This window comes from Enterococcus saigonensis (assembly GCF_011397115.1).
Lineage (GTDB): Bacteria > Bacillota > Bacilli > Lactobacillales > Enterococcaceae > Enterococcus_C > Enterococcus_C saigonensis.
This window is the reverse complement of the sequence record NZ_AP022822.1, coordinates 1,698,610-1,720,000: the sequence shown is the minus strand read 5'-3', so window position 1 is coordinate 1,720,000 and position 21,391 is coordinate 1,698,610. Positions and strand designations below refer to the sequence as shown.

Below are 21,391 nucleotides of genomic sequence, written 5' to 3'. Positions count from 1 at the left end.
CCCTATTCTTGGTGGCTGTGGCAGATGGCACAAATGACCATAGCCACACAATTATTTCTTCCATTGCCTATTAAAGAAGCTGATTTGGAGAAAAAAGTTATGTGGGTGAGGGTGAAAAATCATGTTATTGGAGATGAAAAAATGACAGGTGTCAGGTGGTGGATATAGAAAGAAAACTAGCTGATTTGGAAAGGAGTCCCTCAAAGAGACGAATGTACCCCAAGTGTGTATCTAAGGGTAAAAATCAGAGTTTCTAGTTTGTAGGACGGAAAGAACAAGGTGAGGTCGTTCTCTAATGCAGAAAATAAAATGACTAGGAGAAAAGAAGTGATTCTTCAGGGTACACAATAAAGAATTGGTATCGCATAGATAACTATCAATACAACTATTTCAGAAGTTTTATTGAAAAGAAGAAAAGAGAGAGTGTAAAATATTTTGTGTAAATAGAAAAAAGGAAGTCCCTTCTGTAGAATAGAGTTACCACAACACATTCACAGAAGAGAGGACTTCCCTATGAACGATTTTACTACAGAAATTCTAAAGACTCTAGCGAACAAAGGCGATTTGAATGAATTATTCCGTGTCCATTTGGAGAAAGCAGTCAATACGCTTCTCAAAACGGAGTTAACGGCTTTCCTAGATTACGAAAAGTATGATCGCATTGGTTTTAACACGGGTAATTCTCGTAACGGCTCCTATGACCGTACGGTCAAGACCGAGTATGGGGAACTTCATCTCCAGATTCCGCGCGACCGCAATGGTGAGTTCAAGCAACAGACTGTTCCTGCTTATAGACGGACGAATGACACGTTAGAGGAGACCGTCATTCACCTCTTCCGAAAAGGTATTACCATGTCGGAAATCGCAGACTTGATTGAGAAAATGTATGGGCATTACTACACGCCCCAAACCATGTCCAATATAACAAAATCATTTACAGAAGAGGTAACGGCGTTTAAAGGGCGGGAGCTTCATGACCGTTATGCTGCTATTTATATGGACGCAACGTATATTCCGTTAAAGCGGAAAACCGTCGCCAAGGAAGCTATTCATATCGCAGTTGGCATTCGCCCGGACGGATCAAAGGAAGTATTGAGCTATGCGATTGCACCGACTGAATCCATCACGATTTGGGATGAAATTTTATTGGACCTTCAAGAGCGCGGTTTGAAAAATGTCCTCCTGTTCATCACGGATGGCTTAAAGGGGATGGTAGGAGCGATTAGTCGGTTCTATCCCAAAGCTCGTTTTCAACATTGTTGTGTACACGTTTCCCGTAATATCAGTCACAAAGTGCGTGTCGATGATCGTAAGGAAGTCTGTGATGATTTTAAAATGGTGTATCAAGCCTCATCTAAAGAGGTGGCGTTGGAAGCACGTGGTGCTTTTGCGGAAAAATGGAAAACCAGCTATCCAAAAGTGGTTGAATCGATTCTTTCGAACGATCACTTGCTCACTTTCTATGATTTCCCCTTGGCCATACGCAAGAGTATTTATTCTACGAACTTGATTGAATCCTTTAATAAGCAAATCAAGAAATACAGCCACCGCAAGGAACAGTTCCAAAACGAAGAGTCGATGGAACGTTTCTTAGTCTCGTCTTTTGATACTTACAACCAAAAATTCCTAGGTCGCAGTCATAAAGGCTTTCAACAGGCCGAAGGCGAACTTGAACAAATGCTAAGCCAACTGATTGAGAATTAGAAACAATCTGCAGTAGGGAAGAATCATTTACACAAAATTATTGACGCTCCCAGAAAAGAATCAAATCAGAACAAATAGATATATTAGAACTATTCAGGTATTATATAAGTATCGAATATTTTTAAGGGGAGCAATATATAGATGTCTGAGAATGAGAAAAAACAAGATTATAGTGGCTATTCATTAGCTTTTGCTTTTATGGCATTAGCAGGTATTATTTATATTTTACCTGATGAGTATCTTTTTAGTTGGTCAAGAGGGGTAACTACTGTGATATTAATGATAAGTTCAGTATTTTTCGCGTATTCAGTAGAAGAAATGTTAGGTAACAAAAAAATATTTGATAATTTTGCCGTTGCAATGGCAATTTTTTATATCATTTATGGAATTGTTTTGCTCTTAAAAAATTTTTCTTTACTCAATGAATGGAGCGTGTTAGTTTTATTAATCGTTTCGGTAATTCCTTTGTATGGGATTTTTGTGGGAGTATTTAGCTTAGGAAATTTTATAAGAGGAAATATTAAAACAAAGAAAGGGAAAACTTTAGAACTTATTTTAAAGCTTATACCAGTTTTTTTACCAGTTGTAAATTTAATACTTAAGGTTTTAAAAATCATTTGAACAAAAATAGTTTTAAAAAAGTGCGGTTTAATTTGTAGAAAGCAGAAAATTCCAACAATCTAGGGTAGGGGTTCTACACCGATTCAAGCGTTAGATATCTTATGATTTTCCAACCATCTATGTATAGTGAAACTCGGTTTGAGACATTCATCTGTGTTTGAAATGATTCATCTAATCAAACTGAGCAAAGAAGATACGAGAGTGGCAATCATCTAACTTAAATCTAGCCAAAAAATAGTGGATAAGGATAGAAATAGGTGCTATAATTAGTATGTATAAGTATACAAGTAAATAGATTCTCCAAAAAATATCCTAGATGGCTAACCCATAACTTGTTTAAATCAGTTATAAGTGGGTATAGTCTTATTTATTTTTGTCAGATTGGCTTATAGTAATAAGAGCAGTAAAACTCAAAATCCAGTGCCCGTTGAGGGCGTGCCGGTATTGACCTAAGATATTATTCTTAGGTCTTTTTTATTTTACTTTTTTGGCACTACTGTTTTATTAGCTTGTAAAATTTTCGATATAAGAAGCAGAAGTGATAGATTTCGGCTTTTATAATTAAAAAGAACAATGTTAAAATAATTATGATTAAGGACGGTGTAAGAAAATGAGTGATACAAAGGAAACTATGAAAAAGATTAATATGTTTCGTGATGAAAGAAACTGGCGCCCGTTTCATAATGAAAAAGATTTAGCGTTGTCCATCTCATTAGAAGCAAATGAACTATTGGAAATATACCAGTGGAAGACTTCTGAAGAGGGGAATATTGAAAGAGAACATCTAAAAGAAGAAATAGCAGATGTGTTAATTTATAGTTACATGTTAGCAGATAATTTAGGATTTGATATTAATGAAATTATTGCTTCAAAGTTGAAAAAAAATGCTATTAAATATCCCCTACCAAATGTAGAGTGACTGTTAATTATTGTATTATTAAAATTCTACTGCTTTGATGAAAAATAATGGTCTAGATTCAACTAGCAAGCTGTCTTAGAAAGTGATATAGTAATTTTGAATATCTTTGAAGGAGGTTGTTTGATGAAATATCAAAAACCAAAAGGAACCATGGACATTTTGCCGGGAAATTCGGCTAAATGGCAATATATAGAAGACACAGCACGTAAAGTCTTTGGTGAGTATAATTTTCGGGAATTACGTACACCGATTTTTGAGCATTTTGAAGTTGTAGCTAGAAGTGTTGGTGAAACGACTGATATTGTTACAAAAGAAATGTATGATTTTTATGATAAAGGAGAACGCCACATTACACTACGACCCGAAGGCACAGCACCACTAGTCCGCAGTTATGTAGAAAATAAACTATTTGGTCCAGAGCACGTTAATCCGTTTAAAGGATATTATATGGGACCGATGTTTCGTTATGAACGACCGCAAGCTGGACGTTTGCGGCAATTCCATCAAATCGGTGTAGAGGTTATAGGAAGTAAAAATCCAGCTACAGATGTTGAGACAATGGCGATGGCGTTAGATTTTTACCAAAAATTAGGTGTCAATCACGTGAAATTAGTCATTAACACATTAGGTAATCGAGAAAGCCGCATGCAGTATCGCGATGCGTTAATCACTTATTTGGAAACAGTAGAAGACCAACTTAGTGAAGATTCGAAACGGCGATTACACCAAAACCCATTGCGTGTGTTAGATAGTAAAGATAAAAAAGATAAAGAAATCGTTGAAAATGCGCCGTCAATTTTAGACTATTTAGATGAGTATAGTGCAACTTTCTTTAACGAAGTAAAAGGTATGTTGGATGCTCTAAACATCCCGTATGTTGTCGACCATCGTATGGTACGTGGGCTGGATTATTATAATCATACTGTTTTTGAGATTATGAGTGAAGCAAAAGGATTTGGTGGTGTTTTAACGACAATTTGTGCTGGTGGTCGTTATGACGGTTTAATCAGTGAATTCGGAGGACCAGATGAAAAAGATACAGGGTTTGGTTTTGCATTAGGGATAGAAAGAGCTTTAATCGCCATTGAAGCTGAAGGAAAGCAAATTCCAGTAGACGAGTCTATAGACGTGTACGTAGCTTGTATGGATCAATTAGGAAATGTTTTAGCGCAAGCAGCTGCGCAAAGTGCACGACATGCTGGTCTAATTTGTGAAAGAGACATTGATTTTCGTAAATTAAAGGCACAATTTCGAACAGCTAATCGCTTAGGTGCAAAATTAGTGGTTGTAATTGGGGAGACTGAGGTGCAAGAACAAAAAGTAGTTATTAAAAATATGGAAAAAGGAACAGAGGATAAAGTATCTGTCACGGCCTTAGACGACTATTTTAAAAATTACTTTGAATAAGGAAAAGAAGTCCCGCGTCATGAATTCATAATTTGACGCAGGGCTTCTTTTTAATTGCGGTAAAAACGAACATTGTTTTCAATTTTTGTGATACTAAATGGTAATTCATCATTAAAAATAGTTGTCTGATTATAATCGATATTTTTATTAAGCATCGATTCATAATCAGAAATTGTTAATTTCGTTCGCTGTGACAATAATTTTTGATGATATTCTTTCAAAAGATATTTTTCATAATCAGGTTGTAATATTCCTGTGAAAAATTGTGAAACTGCTCCTGAACCATAGCTGAAAAGTCCGATTTTATCACCCGCTTTTAAGACTGTACTGTTTTCTAAAAGTGAAATTAAGCCTAAGTATAAAGAGCCGGTATACAAGTTACCAACCCGACGACTATAAACAATGCTTTCTTCATAGCGTTCTAATAAGCGAGTAGCATCCTGCTCAGTTGCTTGTGGCAAGACAGATTGTAATGCTTTTTTACCCATTTTTGTGTAAGGAATGTGGAAAGTTAAAGCAGCAAAATCACCAAAATTCTCTTGATAAACCTTAGTATAGCGAGTATAAACTTTCTCAAAAGAACGAATATACGTTTCATTGGATAATGGTCCATCAACTAGCGGGTAATTATGACCTGTCGGGCGCCAGAAGTCATAGATATCTTGAGTTAAATTGACAGTATTATCACTTAAAGTTAGAATTCTTGGTTTATTGCTGATAAGCATAGCGACTGCACCAGCACCTTGTGTTGGTTCGCCCCCATTGTTTAATCCATAACGAGCGATATCTGCAGCGATAACGAGTGCTTTACTTTCAGGATGACGGGTAACATGATTTTTTGCAGCTTCTAAACCAGCTGTTGCACCATAACAAGCTTCTTTAATTTCAAAGGAGCGAGCAAAATCTTGAATGCCCATTAGTCGATGTAAAATTACAGCGCTAGCCTTTGATTCATCAAAGCTCGATTCTGTTCCCACGACTACTAAATCGATTGCTTCTTTATCCTCAGGGGTTAAAATTTCACTCGCTGCATTGGCAGCATAAGTTACAATATCTTGGCTACTTGGTCCAATAGCCATTTGAGATTGCCCAATTCCAACCAAATATTTGGCTGGATCAACCCCTCGTTTTTTAGCTAATTCAGCCATGTCAATGTAATAAGGTGGCACAAAAAAACTAATTTTATCTATTCCAACGTTCATAAACAAACCCCTATCTTTCTAAATTTCTTATTGAATTTGTTACTTATGCAGTCATATTTGCTCTTATAAGGTAGCATAAAAAAGGCTGTTTGACGAAAAAATTATTTTATAATTTAAAGTTTATTTAAACTTTCTTTTTTGAAGGTCAGAATTAGTTAAGGCTGTTTTTTTTTTATTAAAGAAATGATATATTTCCTAGTGGAGGTGCTACATTTGAAAAGAGTAGTCATTGTTGCTGCCTTGCGCAGTCCGATTGGAAAATACAAAGGTGCCTTAGCGCAATATAGCGCGGTTGATTTGGGTACAAAAGTTACACAAACATTATTGTCACGTTATCCTAAAGTAAAAGATGATGTAAAACAAGTCATATTTGGCAACGTTTTACAAGCAGGAAATGGCCAAAATGTAGCAAGGCAAATTAGTATTAATAGTGGTTTATCCTATGAAGTACCAGCGACAACAGTAAATGAAGTTTGCGGTTCTGGGATGAAGGCTGTGATTATGGCCTGGCAAAGTCTTCAGCTAGGTCAAGGCGAGGTTGCAATTGCCGGTGGTACAGAAAGTATGACCAATGCGCCACAACTACGTCATTTCAATTATGAAACAAATGAATATGGTGACCCTTTGTCGGCGATGATTTTGGATGGTTTGACAGACGCTTTTAGTCACAAGCATATGGGATTAACGGCTGAAAAAGTTGCAAAAGAATTTCATATTTCTCGTGACGAACAAGATGAGTTTGCACTCAATTCTCAAAAAAAGGCAGCCAAAGCCAAAGCAAAAGGTTTTTTTTCAACAGAAATCGTACCCTTTGAGACTAAACAAGGTTTAATGACACAAGATGAAGGAATCAGAGCAGACAGTTCGATTGAAAAATTAAGTCAGCTAAGAACCGTTTTTAAAGAAAATGGTACGGTGACAGCTGGTAACGCATCAACTATTAATGATGGTGCAGCAGTTTTATTGTTGGCAACAAAAGAGTATGCAGACTTGCACAATCTGCCCTATTTAACAGAAATTTGTGGTTTTAGTGAAGTTGGTATTGATCCGGCTATCATGGGTGTGGCACCAATTAAAGCTGTGACAGAATTATTAACAGCTCAAGATAAAACAATTGCAGATATTGATTTATTTGAAATAAATGAAGCCTTTGCCGCTTCTTCTGTAGCCGTTGAAAGAAAATTGGGATTAGATAGTAAGAAAGTTAATCCCTACGGTGGAGGTATTTCCCTTGGTCATGCAATTGGTGCAACCGGAGCCAGACTGTTGACCACACTTAGCCATCAGCTGCAACAAGAAGATAAAGAGTATGGTATTGCTTCTTTATGTATCGGTGGAGGACTAGGGTTAGCCATGTTATTGAAGAGTCCAAGCAAGGAAAATTCCCCAAAAAAATTTTATCAAATGAATCAAATTGAACGTCTAGAAAAGTTACAAGATAATGGACAAATCAATCCCAATCAAGCAACTGAATTGTTGCACACGGCTCTTGATTCGGAAATTGCTAATCATATGATTGAAAATCAAATTAGCGAAATTGAAACACCTATGGGATTGGCTTTAAACTTGATTGTAAACGACAAAGAATATAGTGTGCCATTAGCAACCGAAGAACCTTCTGTGATTGCTGCTTGCAGTTATGGAGCGAAGATGGCAGAGAAGTTTACGGCAGTCATTAAAGAACGATTATTACGTGGTCAAATCGTTTTTTATGATATTGCGGATGAAAAAGAGTTAACGAAATGGCTGGAGAATAACCAAGAGTTGTTGTTTGAGATAGCAAATGCAAGTTATCCATCAATCGTGAAACGTGGCGGTGGGTTAAAAGAAATAAGTTGGCGAAAAATTGAAGGAAATTATGTATCCTTTGATTTAAAAATCGATGTGAAAGATGCAATGGGAGCTAATATTGTTAATGGCATACTTGAAGGTATAGCAGCTAAATTGCGTCAAATTTTTCCAAATGAAAAGATTTTATTTAGTATTTTAAGTAATCTAGCTACTGAATCTTTAGTTGAAGTAAGTTGTCGTGTTCCAGTAGCTAATCTTGCGAAAAGTAAGATTGGTGGAAATGGGAAAGAAATTGCTGAAAAAATTGCAATTGCTGCTGCGTATGCAAAAAAGGATCCTTATCGTGCAGCTACGCACAACAAAGGAATCATGAACGGCATTGATGGGGTTATTTTGGCCACAGGTAACGATACGAGAGCAGTTGCAGCCGGTGTTCATGCTTATGCTGTTCAAAATGGACAGTACCAAGGTTTAAGTGATTGGAAAATAGTTGATGATTATTTAGAGGGACGGCTTGTTTTACCGCTTGCGATTGCAACAGCTGGTGGTGCGACGAAGGTCCTGCCAAAAGCCCGGGCTGCATTGAGCATTTTAGCCGTGCAGGATGCTAAAGAACTAGCGGCTGTTGTAGCAGCTGTTGGCTTGGCTCAGAACTTAGCTGCTTTGCGGGCTCTTGTTTCAGAAGGCATTCAAAAGGGACATATGGCTCTTCAATCGCGTTCTTTAGCTATGACTGTTGGTGCGGTAGGATCAGAAATCGAAGCAGTTAGTCAAAAATTACAGAAAGAAACAACTATGAATCAAGCTACGGCAGCAAAAATTTTAGCATCTTTACGGGAGAATAATTAAACTAACAACTAAAAAAGCAGGCCCCGAAAAGGGCTTGCTTTTTTGTCTATATTTCATAAATCAAAGTCTAATTTTTTACACTTGCTGTTCTGTTAGCGATTAGCAACTGGTGTTGCCGCAAAATCTTCAATAAGCGGAATAACTTCTGTTTTTAACTTATACTTACGATCGAGTGCTTTCTCAATTGTAAATTCATTACTATCTTTTGCAACAGTGGCTAATAAGCGCTCTTCCTTTGGTGTTTTTTCTACTAATTCATAACTGGTTGCAGTTTTATTGACTGCAAATTTAGGGAATTTTGCCATAGCTTCAGTAAAGTTGTCGAAAGTCATTGACTTAGCACTAGTTTTATTCGAGTCATTTTCCGTAGTCTTTGTTTCAAGTTCTTCTAAAGCTGCGGTTTCTTTTTTTACTTCTTTTTCTTCTGCTGCCTTATCTTCTTTAGCAGTAGTGCTTGATAGGCCTTGTGGTAAGTTTGGTTGTAAATAAGAGGCGATACTGTCAGCTAAGTTTGTACTAAAACGTTCCAATAAGCCTTTTTCTTGTTTTTGGATTCGTTTAACAACGGTATTAAAATTTTCATCCATTGGAACGGTAAATTGTTGTACTTGTGCACCATTGTTAAAAGCAACAGTCATATCTTCTTTTTTCTTAGGATCAATAAAAATATCCAACATCAAGTTATAGTCTTTTTTGGCTTTCAAAACGATCTCGTTAAACAGTTCTAAACGCACTTGTTCAAAGTTGGGACGAAATTGTTTTAATAATTTTTGTTTTTGTTTCTTCTTCATAAATATCTCCTTTTCTGAGTTGAGTCCTTTATGATTATAAAAAAAGTTCGGGTAAATGAAAAGCACTATTGTAAAAAAAATGAAAATAAAGGCATCAATCGTCGTTTTTTACTAAATACGACAATCAATGCCTCATTTTTATTGCTTCATACCAGGTAAAATCAAAATCAATTCATGATTTTGTTCATAGACGACGGAATAATTGTTAAAAATCGTATACTGTGGAGTTGAAAAATATTTTGAAATAGTTTTCTGATAGTGTTTCATTTCCCAATTTCTGGCAGGAAAGTGCTGGACTTTGTCGGGCCACACCAAGAAAATAAAATCGCTGTTAATGGCAGTGAGTATGTCTTGGGGTAGATCACCTAAACGTTTTTGAATTATTTTTTCTATCATCTTAAAAGTTCGTCGTATCAGGATTTTTTGCTTTTCCAACTACGCCATCTAATTTGTCAATTGTGGCCATATCTTCTTTTGATAACTCAAAATCAAAAATTTCGCTGTTTTCTTTGATTCGATTATCGTGAACAGATTTTGGTAATGGTAAGAAACCGTGTTGCAGCGACCAGCGTAAAGCAACCTGAGCAATAGATTTATTATGTTTTGCAGCAATTTCTTGCATTTCTGGTACACTAAAAATTTTGCCTGTTCCTAATGGGCTGTATGCTTCTAATAAAATATTGTTTTCTTGTGCATATTTCACAACTTCAGGCTGTAATTCACCAGGTGCCAAGAAAATTTGATTTACTTGTGGCATAATTTTTGCCGTTTTTTTAAGTTCATCTAGGTGATGAGGTAAAAAGTTGCTGACACCAATTGCTTTAATTTTACCAGCCTCATATAATTCTTCCATAGCTTTCCACGTTTGTGCGTTAGCTTCTTGCCAATTTTCGCGGAAAGTTACTGGATTTGGCCAGTGAATTAAAAACAAATCAACGTAATCTGTACCTAATTCCTGTAAAGATTGAGCAAAACTTTCCATCACTAAGTCATAGCTGTGATTTTCATTCCATAATTTTGTGGTTAAAAAAATATCAGAACGAGGAATTCCGCTTTCTTTAATGCCCTTACCGACACTTTTTTCGTTATGATAACCTTGAGCAGTATCAATATGACGGTAACCTGCCTTCAAAGCAGCTTTAACTGATGCAACGGCTACGTCGCCATCTGGCGTTTGCCAAGTGCCAAAGCCCACCTTAGGAATTTTTACGCCATTTGCCAATGTGTATGTTGATGTAAGATTTTCCATCTGAAATACCTCCAATTCTTTTTACTAGTTCTAGTTTAGCGTACTTAGCATTTTTTTTCTTTCATTTTGTTTTGGTAAACAAATCTCAAACTTTGCAGTATAATCAGCAACAGGAAAGAGGCATTCAAATGAAAAAAAAATATTGGTTTTTAGGCGGTCTAGCTACACTTTTTTTAATTATTTTTGGCTTTAGTTGGCAGCTGTCACAAAAATCTGCTACAAAAGTACCCATAAAAAAAACATCTGTCTCCCGGATTTTAGCTCAGAGTAATCCACTTTTTAAAGCAGATATTACTCAAATGGTGCGGAAAGAACATTTTAAAGGCGTGATACTTGTTGTAAAAAATGGAGAAATCATTAATCGTAGTGCTTATGGATATGCAGATTTTGGTCGTTTGAAAAAAAATAGTGTTCGGATTGCTTATCCAATTGCATCTTTACAAAAGTTTATAACCGGAAGCTTGATTGCCCAACTAGTAGCTGCTGGAAAGATTTCTTATGAAAGTAGTTTAGCCGCTTTTTATCCTGCTCATCCAGAATTAGCAAATATTAAAATTCGGCAACTTTTAGATCACACTTCAGGGATTCAGATGGCAGAAAGTAATCCTGGCAAGCTTTTGGGTTTGGAAGAAGACCAGCTTAATTATGTTTTATCAGAAATGACAGTTACCCCAGATAAAAATTTTTCGTACACTAATGCTAACTATACCTTATTATCCGGCATAATTAGCCAAGTTACCGGGGAAAAATATGAAACAGTATTGGAAAATAATATTATTAAACCGTTACATCTGAAACGCACTTTTTCTTGGGAGAAACGGCCACCTAAGATGACATTACCAATTGCATATCGTTATGAAAATGAATCAGATTATCAAGATGATGAGTTTCATGCTGATAAAGAATTATTCTCAAGTTTACTGGGAGCTGGTAATTTATTTATGAGCATTGACGATATGCTAAAAGTTCAAAGAGGTTTAACAAACGGACAAATCTTAACGGCAAAAGAATATAAGGAACTAGCACAAATTGAAGATGCTGGCTATGCTGGCGGAATTTGGCATGAAGAAGGAATGAAAAGTATTCACGGTTCTTTGGGAGGTTATGATACGTTTGTTTATGGTGACGAAAGTAACGAAAATTTAGTATTGCTTTTTGCTAATCAGCCAGCTATTCATGGTGATGATGCGTTAGCAACGGCTATTTATAATTTTACAACTTCTTTGCTAGATTGAAATAAAGCAGTGAAAAGACTTGTCTTTTCACTGCTTTTTTCTGTACACTAAATCAGAACTTTAAAATAAGAAAAGAGCGAAATAAAATGGACATTTATTTAAAAAAAGCAATTTTACACATTATTGATCGTCAAAGCGGCGATCCTGTCTATTCACAAATGGAATTGGATTTAACAACAGCATATATCCGTGATTATTTGACTAAAAAAATTCAAAAGTTAGCTAGTGCGCAAACCAAAACAGGTAGTCTAGTAGCAGGTTCTGCTTTTGAAGCATTAGCCGGTCAAGCACAAAATGATTTTATTCAAGTTTCAGAACAATTAGTTGCACGTTGGTATGACGTGTATAGTCAAAGTGAAGATGCGCCCAGTGCCGATGTATTTGTAGTGTTATACGAATTAGATACAAAAATGCAACTAGCTTTTTTAAAGGTTAATTACAACGATGGTTTTACCCATTTTGTAGATTCATCAGAAGCAGGGCTTAACAATCAATTGATTATTAATCGGGCTATTTTGGCAGGGAAAACGCAAAAAGCCGATGAAGGTATTACGATTGATTTAACTGATATGGTTTATGAACTGATTGAAAAAAAGTATACATTTTCTGGCGAAAAGGGCTTTTATTTTTCAACTCGTGTGATCGAAAGTCAACCCATTCCTTCATTAGAAGAAAATGTTAAAGTCATCAAAAAAGTAGCGGAAAAAATTGGTAAAAAATTTGAAGCTGCTAGTCATGATGTGGTAGCAGATGTGAAAGACGCCGTTTATGAAGCTATTGAAGAAAATGGTCAACTTGAAGTAAAAGAAGTCGCCCAAAAAGTTTTTAAAGATAATATTACTGCCCAAATGGCTTTTGAAGAAGAAGTAGTAGAAAAAGGTTTTATAAATCAAGCACCACTATTAAGGGAAGTAAAAGAAATTACGGAAAAAAAATACAGTAAGCAAAAACTAAAACTTTCCAATGGCATCGAACTAATCGTTCCTTTGGATGTCTATCGAGATCCCAATTTAATTGAATTTACTAATAATCCAGATGGGACAATTTCGGTAATGATTAAAAATGTAGAAGATGTGATTAATCGCTTGTAGGGTGTATTTGTAAAGTTATTGTGATAGACGCTAGCTTTTTTGCTTACTACTTTTTAGTTGTATTTTGAATATATTGGTGAATAAGACAAATTCTTTGACTTTGACTAAAATTGACCTATAATAAGTGACAGATAGAAACTTATAAAAAGTAAGTGATTTGCAAGCGTAAATTTTTTACAATTGTAAGGAAAAGTCTATAATAGGTGTCAGAGAGTCAGCAATGTATGGCCCGCTGATAATAATTATTGGAGGTTTTATTAATGGCAAAAGAACATTACGACAGAAGTAAACCACACGTTAATATTGGTACCATCGGACACGTCGACCATGGTAAAACGACATTGACTGCCGCTATCACAACAGTTTTAGGTAAAAAAGGATTAGCAAATCCACAAGACTATGCAAGTATCGACGCCGCACCCGAAGAACGTGAACGTGGTATTACGATTAATACTGCTCACGTAGAATATGAAACTGAAAAACGGCATTATGCCCATATTGATGCTCCAGGACACGCGGATTATGTTAAAAACATGATTACTGGTGCTGCGCAAATGGATGGTGCGATTTTAGTTGTATCTGCAACAGATGGCCCAATGCCTCAAACTCGTGAACATATTTTGTTAGCTCGTCAAGTTGGGGTTAAACATTTAATCGTATTCTTAAACAAAACAGACTTGGTTGATGATGAAGAATTATTAGAACTAGTTGAAATGGAAGTTCGCGAATTATTAAACGAATACAATTTCCCTGGTGATGATATTCCCGTTATCCGAGGTTCTGCTCTAAAAGCTTTAGAAGGCGATCCAGAACAAGAAGAAGTTATCATGCATTTGATGGATACAGTAGATGAATACATTCCAACACCAGAACGTGACAACGACAAGCCATTCTTGTTACCAGTTGAAGATGTCTTCACAATCACAGGTCGTGGTACTGTTGCTTCCGGTCGTATTGACCGTGGTAAAGTCAACGTTGGTGATGAAATTGAAATTATCGGGATTAAACCAGAAACACAAAAAGCTGTTGTAACTGGTTTGGAAATGTTCCGTAAAACGTTAGATTATGGTGAAGCCGGCGATAACGTTGGAGTATTGTTGCGTGGGATTACGCGTGATGAAGTGGAACGTGGTCAAGTATTAGCAAAACCAGGTTCAATTACACCACATACTAAATTCAAAGGTGAAGTTTATATCTTAACCAAAGAAGAAGGTGGACGTCATACACCATTCTTTAACAACTACCGTCCACAATTTTACTTCCGTACAACTGACGTAACAGGAAACATTGCATTACCTGAGGGTACTGAAATGGTAATGCCTGGTGATAACGTTACGATTGAAGTTGAATTGATTCATCCAATCGCCGTTGAAAAAGGAACTACTTTTTCAATTCGTGAAGGCGGACGAACTGTCGGTTCAGGTATGGTTACTGAAATCGAAAACTAATTTTAAAATAAGCAAAAGACACGTTGCAAATTTAGCAGCGTGTCTTTTTTATTAAAGTTACAGTTACTAATAAGCTTTACTGAAATATGCTAATCGCGTAGTCGAATCGTAACTGTTACATAATCACCAATTGATTTGTTAATTTTTTGGCGAATATCTTTTCTAATTCCAAGAATGTAACAAATATTTCCAACGGAATCTTTCAATCCCATGTTGACGATACTACCGGCATAAAAAATACCATCAAAAGTAGCATTTACTTTAACACGTCCCATGCCAAATTCTTTGCGTATATCATAGGGGAAAATGACATATGCGCCTCCTTTGCCAACTTCTGATGACATAATTTCTGCGGTAAAGGTATATTTTTGACTCATTATTTCACCTGCTTTGTTTTATTATCTTTTACTATATTACACAATAGAGAGATTATCGCTAATCGAAAAGAAAAAAACACATTTAAAATTACTACTATTCATGTTAAAATGCGGAGATGTAGTTTAAATGAGAGGAGTTGTCTAAAGATGACAATTCAATGGTTCCCTGGACATATGGCAAAAGCCAAACGGGAAGTTAGCGAAAAGTTAAAGTTTGTCGATATTGTTTTTGAATTAGTAGATGCCAGACTCCCACTTTCTTCACGTAATCCTTTATTAGACCAAATTTTACAGCAAAAACCACGATTAGTGATATTAAATAAAGCTGACTTGGCTGATCCAGAACAAACTCAAAAATGGCAGAGTTATTTTGAAGGAAAAGGATTTGCTGCTTTAGCAATGAATGCATTGGAAAATCAAGGTACTAAAAAAATTGTGAATAAAGCTAAAACCGTCTTGTCAGATAAATTTGCTAGAGATCAAGCGCGGGGAATTAAGCCACGAGCAATTCGTGCAATGGTCATTGGTATACCAAATGTAGGAAAATCGACTTTAATGAATCGTTTAGTTGGTAAAAAAATTGCTCAAACTGGTAACAAACCGGGCGTAACAAAGGGACAACAATGGTTACGTTCTGGCAGCGAGTTGGAACTTTTAGATACCCCAGGAATCTTATGGCCAAAATTTGAAGATCCTGAGATTGGTAAAAAATTAGCATTAACGGGTGCAATCAAGGACAAACTTTTACACTTGGATGATATTGCGTTATTTGGTTTGGATTTTTTCACACGTTTTTATCCAGGTCGCATAGCCAAGCGTTATCACTTGAACTTGGCTGACGAGCAATTACCTTTACCAGAATTATTAATGTTAATTACTGAAAAAAGAGGATTTCGTGATGACTATGATCGTGGTAGTGAATTGATTGTAGTTGAGATTCGACAAAGTAAGTTAGGGCCTTTTACACTAGATCGTTACGAAGAAGCAGGAGTTTTTAATGAAATCAGAAGCAATTAAAGACATTAAAATAAAACTAGCTACACTAACAAATCCCAATGATCCTTGTCTGATAGCTTTAAGAGCGGACCAACGAATAGGCGTCCAAAAATTATTGCAACAATTTTATCGTCGCTTAGAAAAAGAACAAGCATTAAAAGATCAATATTTTGAGATGACCGGTTTTGAACGAGCTTTATACCAAAAAGGTCATCGTTTTGTCGCTGGGATTGACGAAGTAGGTAGAGGGCCGCTAGCAGGCCCAGTAGTGGCTGCAGCAGTTATTTTACCAGCAGATGTTGAAATTTTAGGATTAAATGATTCCAAACAATTATCAGCTAAAAAAAGAGCACAATTGTATTGTGAAATTCAAGAAAAAGCTGTGGCGGTAGGAATTGGAGTAGTCGACCATGAAGAAATTGACCGCATTAACATTTTACAAGCTAGCAAAAAAGCAATGCTATTAGCTTTAGCTGATTTATCTGTCGTACCGACGCATTTGTTAGTAGATGCAGTCAAATTGGATTGCGATATTCCTCAAGATAATCTCATTAAAGGAGATGCACGTTGTGTTTCGATTGCTGCTGCTAGCATTATTGCAAAAGAAATGCGGGATAATCTAATGAAAGAATACCATCAAATTTTTCCTTTTTATGGTTTTGATAAAAATGCTGGCTACGGAACAAAAGATCATTTGCAAGGTATAGCAAATCATGGTATTTGCGCGATTCACCGGAAAACTTTTGCACCAATTAAAAATTATTTATAAATATTTTTCCTTCTTTTTTGCGTATCTTTGTTTAAAGATAAATAGAAAGAAGGTTTTTTTATGGAACGAGAATTTTTTTTACTAAAGTTAGCTTTAATCAAAGGTGCTGGGATTATTACCAAATGGCGTATTTTTGAGTATGCGCAAACGCATCAGTGCTTTAACTTTACAGCAAGTGAGTTACGACCACTTTTATCGAAAAGATGTGATCCTTTTGTTTTTTGCAATGACTGGAATTTTTTAACAAAAGAAGTATTACAGCAAAAACTAGATGGTCAAAAGTACATTACATTAGATTCACCATTGTATCCTAAAAGGTTAAAGGAAATTCCACAGCCTCCATTTGTATTATTTTATGAAGGGAATATTCGCTTACTACAAGAAGAAAAAATCATTGCCTTTGTGGGCTCTCGAAATGTTTCGTCATATGGTCGAGAAGTTGTAAAAAAATTTGTACCACCGTTAGCAGCTCGAGGTTTCACGATTGTAAGTGGTCTTGCAAAAGGGGTTGATAGTTGCAGCCACTTAACTGCAATGCAAGCTTTTGGACAGACAATTGGTGTAGTGGGCTGTGGATTAGATATTTGTTATCCCAAAGAGGTTTTTACGATTTATTGGGAAATGCTAAAAAAACAATTGGTCATTAGTGAATATCCTTATGGGACACCAGTACGAAAGTATCATTTTCCTATGCGTAATCGGATTATTGCCGGTCTATCCCAAGCGGTATGTGTAGTGGAAGCCCGTGCGAGAAGTGGTTCTTTGACTACAGCACAATTAACGTTAGATTCTGGAAAAGAAGTTTTTGCTTTTCCAGGTGATATTTTAAATGGACGTTCGACAGGTTGCTTGCAGTTAATTCAAGATGGCGCTAAATGTGTCATTTCCATAAAAGATATTTTAGAAGAGTTACCAAATTTTGAGTAAGATTAATTGCCTTCCTTGACAAACATTTTTTTAATGGATATGATTACCTACGATTTAATTACCAAAATTCAGGTATACTATAGTAGTAAATTGTTAGGAAGGAGCCATCAATTATATATGGCATATAAATATTTAGTAATTGTTGAGTCACCGGCAAAAGCCAAGACAATCGAAAAGTACTTAGGTCGCAACTATAAAGTTGTTGCCAGTGTTGGCCATATTCGTGATTTACCAAAGAGTAAAATGGGAATTGATGTTGAAAATAACTATGAGCCACATTATATTTCGATTCGTGGTAAGGGCGATGTTATCAAAAGTTTAAGAAGTGCAGCGAAAAAAGCACAAAAAGTTTATCTTGCAAGTGACCCGGACCGCGAAGGTGAAGCTATTGCGTGGCATTTAGCTCATTTGTTAAATCTTAATTTAGAAGATGAGAATCGCGTAGTCTTTAATGAAATTACAAAAGATGCGGTTAAAGCCGCTTTTAAAGAACCTAGAACAATTGATTTAGACTTGGTCGATGCTCAACAAGCTCGTCGCGTCTTAGATAGACTAGTTGGTTATTCTATCAGTCCAATTTTATGGCGTAAAGTAAAAAAAGGGTTGAGTGCAGGTCGTGTACAATCGATTGCGTTAAAAATGATTATCGACCGGGAAAAAGAAATTCGGCAATTTATTCCAGAAGAATACTGGTCCATTGATGGGAATTTCCAAAAAGAACGAAAAAAATTCAAAGCCAACTTTTGGGGCATTGATGGTAAAAAGAAAAAATTACCGAATGCAGAAAGCATTAAAGAAGTTACTAGTCGGTTAGATGGTAAAGATTACGACGTAACAAAGGTTGAGAAGAAAGAACGGAAGCGTAATCCAGCAGCACCCTTTACAACAAGTAGTATGCAACAAGAAGCTGCGCGCAAATTGAATTTTAGAACACGTAAAACAATGATGGTTGCCCAACAGCTTTATGAAGGAATTGCTTTAGGTAAGCAAGGAACTGTTGGTTTAATTACGTATATGCGTACTGACTCAAAACGAATTGCAGACTCCGCAAAAGCAGAAGCAGCTGAATTTATCGAAACAACTTATGGCAAAGAATATTCTTCTCATAGCCACAAAAAAGTAAAAAATGCGCAAGGTGCCCAAGATGCGCATGAAGCAGTTCGTCCAACCAGTGTGACGCGGACCCCTGAGGAAATGAAGAAATATTTGGATAAAGATCAATTAAAACTTTACACTTTGATTTGGTCACGTTTTGTTGCAAGTCAAATGACGCCTGCTATTTTAGATACGATGAAAGTAACTTTAGCGCAAAACGGTGTTATTTTTATTGCTAACGGTTCAAAGATTAAATTTAAAGGCTTTATGCAGGTTTATGTCGAAGGTACCGACGATGGTAAAGAAGAAAAAGAAAATATCTTGCCAGAATTAGTAGTAGGCGATATTGTGAAAGCAATTAATATTGAACCCAAACAACACTTTACGCAACCACCTGCACGTTTTAGTGAAGCAACCTTAATTAGAACTTTGGAAGAAAAAGGTGTGGGGCGTCCTTCAACCTATGCACCAACGATTGAGACGATTCAACGTCGTTATTATGTTAAATTACAGCAAAAACGTTTTGAACCAACAGAATTAGGTGAGATTGTTAATTCTTTAATTGAGGATTTCTTCCCCCAAATAGTTGATGTTAACTTTACAGCAGAAATGGAAACGGATTTGGATAAAGTAGAAGAGGGCAAAGAAAACTGGGTTAAGGTTGTTGATCGTTTTTACAAGCCATTTGAAACTGAGTTAACTAATGCAGAAGAAAAAATTGAGAAAATTCAAATCAAAGATGAGCCTGCTGGCTTTGATTGTGACGTTTGTGGACATCCAATGGTAATTAAATTAGGGCGATATGGTAAGTTTTATGCGTGTAGCAATTTCCCTGATTGTCGCAACACCAAACCAATAGTTAAAGAAATTGGTGTCATTTGCCCAGTCTGTCATAAAGGGCAAGTTATCGAAAGAAAGTCTAAGAAAAATCGTTTATTTTACGGATGTTCCCGTTACCCAGATTGTGACTTTACTTCTTGGGATAAACCAGTCGGGCGAGATTGTCCAAAATGTGGACAATACTTGGTTGAGAAAAAGGTTAAAGGTGGTAAACAAGTCGTTTGTATCAATGGCGACTACGAAGAAGATATTCAAAAATAATAACTATAAATAAGTAGTACAAAAAGGTGTGAAACAGTTTTTCTAACTATTATTCAATCTGCTGAGAAAAAGCTAGGATAAATGTTGCACACTTTTTTGTTAAAAATATAGGAATGGAAGAAGAAAATGACTGAATTTGTAAATGTAATTGGTGCCGGATTAGCCGGTAGTGAGGCTGCTTGGCAAATCGCTGAGGCAGGCGTTTTAGTACGTCTTTATGAAATGCGTCCAAAAAAATCAACAGAAGCACATCATACTTCGGATTTTGCAGAATTAGTATGTTCTAACTCATTAAGAGGAAATAGTCTAGCTAACGCAGTGGGAGTTTTAAAAGAAGAGATGCGTCGGTTGAATTCAGTAATTATTCAATCTGCTGACGAAACTGCAGTTCCAGCCGGTGGTGCCTTGGCAGTGGATCGCGATTCTTTTTCTGCGACGGTTACTAAAAAAGTTAGAACCCATCCGAATGTGACGGTTGTTTCAGAAGAAATAACCGAGATTCCAAGTGGGATTACCGTGATTGCAACAGGACCTCTGACATCTTCTAAATTAGCAGAAGCAATTAAAGAATTTAATGGTTCGGATGGTTTTTATTTTTATGACGCAGCAGCACCGATTATTGATAAAAGTACAATTAATATGGATAAAGTGTATCTAAAATCGCGTTATGATAAAGGAGAAGCAGCTTACTTAAATTGTCCGATGACAAAAGAAGAATTTAATGCTTTTCGAGAAGCGCTAATTACAGCAGAAGTTGCCCCTTTAAAAACATTTGAAAAGGAAAAATATTTTGAAGGTTGTATGCCAATTGAAGTGATGGCGGCGCGCGGTGAGAAAACTATGCTTTTTGGCCCGATGAAACCAGTAGGATTGGAAGATCCAAATACTGGTAAACGACCATATGCGGTGATCCAATTACGTCAAGATAATGCGGCAGCTTCGTTATACAATATTGTTGGTTTTCAAACCCATCTAAAATGGGGGGAGCAAAAACGGGTTTTCCAAATGATTCCAGGTTTAGAAAACGCTGAATTTGTTCGCTATGGTGTTATGCACCGCAATAGCTTTATGAACTCACCAGAATTATTACGTCCAACTTATCAGTCTGTTAAACGTGACGACTTGTTTTTTGCAGGTCAAATGACTGGAGTGGAAGGTTATGTAGAAAGTGCTGCTAGTGGATTATTGGCTGGGCGTAACGCTGCTCGTTTAGCTTTAGGGCAAAAGGTGCAGACTATGCCAAAAGAGACGGTTATCGGTTCAATGGCCTATTATATTACCCACGCAGAAGGCAAACACTTTCAACCTATGAATGCTAATTTTGGCCTACTACCAGAATTACCTGAACGTATTCGCGACAAGAAATTACGGTACCAAACATTGGCAGAGCGTGCACTAAGCCAATTAACATCAGAATTTGTAGTTTCAAATTAAATAGTTATAATTTTAATTCCTTAAAGAAGACCGCCAGTGACCGCTGAGCGGTTTTTTGGTGGGATTTCATGATATTTTAGGCGACTTGCATATCCAGATGAAAAGTCATAATTTTTATAGGCTAATACATGAATACAACAGTAAGTTTAGCTTCCAAAAAACAAATAGAAAGTTATTAACTTTGATGATGACGGCTGCAAAAATATTGTAAATACTCTTGTAACGTGATGATGTAGCCAGATTAGAATTAAAATAAGATTGAAAAGACAGAGAAATTTTGATAATTTGTACTGTGTCAATCTGACATCAAATTGTTAAATGAATAAATTTTGATAGTATATAAAACTTTTGATAGATAGCCAATTTAACTTGATTGTATCTTGAA

Annotated in this window: 19 protein-coding genes; 14 read left to right on the top strand and 5 right to left on the bottom strand. The window is 36.2% G+C overall.

Translation table 11 applies throughout. From position 1 onward, the window contains the following. The first annotated feature begins 24 nt into the window (after positions 1 to 24). The 5 genes from EsVE80_RS08065 to hisS all read left to right on the top strand — a co-directional run bounded on the left by EsVE80_RS08065 (position 25) and on the right by hisS (position 4,651). A complete protein-coding gene (locus EsVE80_RS08065; RefSeq protein ID WP_173103268.1) occupies positions 25 to 168 on the top strand; it encodes a hypothetical protein in 144 nt (47 codons plus the stop codon). Positions 169 to 513: 345 nt separating this feature from the next. Beyond that, entirely contained in the window at positions 514 to 1,704 is a 1,191-nt protein-coding gene (locus EsVE80_RS08060) for an IS256-like element ISLgar5 family transposase (RefSeq protein ID WP_173103267.1), read from the top strand. A gap of 141 nt (positions 1,705 to 1,845) precedes the next feature. Continuing rightward, entirely contained in the window at positions 1,846 to 2,325 is a 480-nt protein-coding gene (locus tag EsVE80_RS08055) for a hypothetical protein (protein ID WP_173103266.1), read from the top strand. Positions 2,326 to 2,935: 610 nt separating this feature from the next. Continuing rightward, the gene (locus EsVE80_RS08050; protein ID WP_173103265.1) at positions 2,936 to 3,244 is read left to right on the top strand and encodes a nucleotide pyrophosphohydrolase; all 309 of its coding nucleotides are present in this window, start codon (positions 2,936 to 2,938) and stop codon (positions 3,242 to 3,244) included. 123 nt (positions 3,245 to 3,367) lie between these two features. After that, entirely contained in the window at positions 3,368 to 4,651 is a 1,284-nt protein-coding gene (gene hisS, locus EsVE80_RS08045; RefSeq protein ID WP_173103264.1) for a histidine--tRNA ligase, read from the top strand. Positions 4,652 to 4,701: 50 nt separating this feature from the next. On the opposite strand, the gene EsVE80_RS08040 is transcribed toward hisS, so the two are convergent. Further along, complete coding sequence (locus tag EsVE80_RS08040; protein WP_173103263.1) at positions 4,702 to 5,853, bottom strand: hydroxymethylglutaryl-CoA synthase; 1,152 nt, start codon at positions 5,851 to 5,853, stop codon at positions 4,702 to 4,704. A gap of 213 nt (positions 5,854 to 6,066) precedes the next feature. Here EsVE80_RS08040 and EsVE80_RS08035 point away from each other — a divergent pair, with 213 nt between their 5' ends. After that, the gene (locus EsVE80_RS08035) at positions 6,067 to 8,493 is read left to right on the top strand and encodes a hydroxymethylglutaryl-CoA reductase, degradative (protein ID WP_173103262.1); all 2,427 of its coding nucleotides are present in this window, start codon (positions 6,067 to 6,069) and stop codon (positions 8,491 to 8,493) included. A gap of 92 nt (positions 8,494 to 8,585) precedes the next feature. Here the strand turns inward: EsVE80_RS08035 and EsVE80_RS08030 are convergent, their stop codons facing one another. The 3 genes from EsVE80_RS08030 to EsVE80_RS08020 form a co-directional block, all read right to left on the bottom strand. Further along, positions 8,586 to 9,284: a hypothetical protein gene (locus EsVE80_RS08030; RefSeq protein WP_173103261.1), complete on the bottom strand. Its 699-nt coding sequence runs from the start codon at positions 9,282 to 9,284 to the stop codon at positions 8,586 to 8,588. A 138-nt stretch (positions 9,285 to 9,422) separates the two neighbouring features. Then, positions 9,423 to 9,680 carry a hypothetical protein gene (locus EsVE80_RS08025; RefSeq protein WP_232061155.1) on the bottom strand — a complete coding sequence of 86 codons (258 nt, stop codon included), beginning with the start codon at positions 9,678 to 9,680 and terminating at the stop codon, positions 9,423 to 9,425. A 1-nt stretch (position 9,681) separates the two neighbouring features. Then, positions 9,682 to 10,533, bottom strand: coding sequence for an aldo/keto reductase (locus EsVE80_RS08020; protein WP_173103260.1), 852 nt, complete (start codon positions 10,531 to 10,533; stop codon positions 9,682 to 9,684). A 128-nt stretch (positions 10,534 to 10,661) separates the two neighbouring features. Between EsVE80_RS08020 and EsVE80_RS08015 the strand changes: the two genes are divergently transcribed. From EsVE80_RS08015 to tuf, 3 genes are all read left to right on the top strand, one after another. Next, the gene (locus EsVE80_RS08015; RefSeq protein WP_173103259.1) at positions 10,662 to 11,768 is read left to right on the top strand and encodes a serine hydrolase domain-containing protein; all 1,107 of its coding nucleotides are present in this window, start codon (positions 10,662 to 10,664) and stop codon (positions 11,766 to 11,768) included. A gap of 86 nt (positions 11,769 to 11,854) precedes the next feature. Continuing rightward, positions 11,855 to 12,859: a nucleoid-associated protein gene (locus EsVE80_RS08010; RefSeq protein WP_173103258.1), complete on the top strand. Its 1,005-nt coding sequence runs from the start codon at positions 11,855 to 11,857 to the stop codon at positions 12,857 to 12,859. Positions 12,860 to 13,119: 260 nt separating this feature from the next. Continuing rightward, positions 13,120 to 14,307 (top strand): elongation factor Tu, encoded by a 1,188-nt coding sequence (tuf, locus tag EsVE80_RS08005; protein ID WP_173103257.1) that lies wholly within the window; start codon positions 13,120 to 13,122, stop codon positions 14,305 to 14,307. A gap of 89 nt (positions 14,308 to 14,396) precedes the next feature. Here the strand turns inward: tuf and EsVE80_RS08000 are convergent, their stop codons facing one another. Beyond that, a complete protein-coding gene (locus tag EsVE80_RS08000) occupies positions 14,397 to 14,684 on the bottom strand; it encodes a DUF1905 domain-containing protein (protein WP_173103256.1) in 288 nt (95 codons plus the stop codon). 147 nt (positions 14,685 to 14,831) lie between these two features. Here EsVE80_RS08000 and ylqF point away from each other — a divergent pair, with 147 nt between their 5' ends. From ylqF to trmFO, 5 genes are all read left to right on the top strand, one after another. Further along, positions 14,832 to 15,701: a ribosome biogenesis GTPase YlqF gene (gene ylqF, locus EsVE80_RS07995; protein ID WP_173103255.1), complete on the top strand. Its 870-nt coding sequence runs from the start codon at positions 14,832 to 14,834 to the stop codon at positions 15,699 to 15,701. Next, on the top strand, positions 15,682 to 16,449 hold the full coding sequence (locus EsVE80_RS07990) for a ribonuclease HII (RefSeq protein WP_173103254.1): 768 nt from the start codon (positions 15,682 to 15,684) through the stop codon (positions 16,447 to 16,449). Before ylqF ends, EsVE80_RS07990 begins: the two co-directional genes overlap by 20 nt. 60 nt (positions 16,450 to 16,509) lie before the next feature. Further along, on the top strand, positions 16,510 to 17,376 hold the full coding sequence (gene dprA, locus EsVE80_RS07985) for a DNA-processing protein DprA (protein WP_173103253.1): 867 nt from the start codon (positions 16,510 to 16,512) through the stop codon (positions 17,374 to 17,376). Between the two features lie 117 nt (positions 17,377 to 17,493). After that, the gene (gene topA / locus EsVE80_RS07980) at positions 17,494 to 19,572 is read left to right on the top strand and encodes a type I DNA topoisomerase (protein WP_173103252.1); all 2,079 of its coding nucleotides are present in this window, start codon (positions 17,494 to 17,496) and stop codon (positions 19,570 to 19,572) included. A gap of 126 nt (positions 19,573 to 19,698) precedes the next feature. Beyond that, complete coding sequence (gene trmFO, locus EsVE80_RS07975; protein ID WP_173103251.1) at positions 19,699 to 21,006, top strand: FADH(2)-oxidizing methylenetetrahydrofolate--tRNA-(uracil(54)-C(5))-methyltransferase TrmFO; 1,308 nt, start codon at positions 19,699 to 19,701, stop codon at positions 21,004 to 21,006. The last annotated feature ends 385 nt before the right edge of the window (positions 21,007 to 21,391 follow it).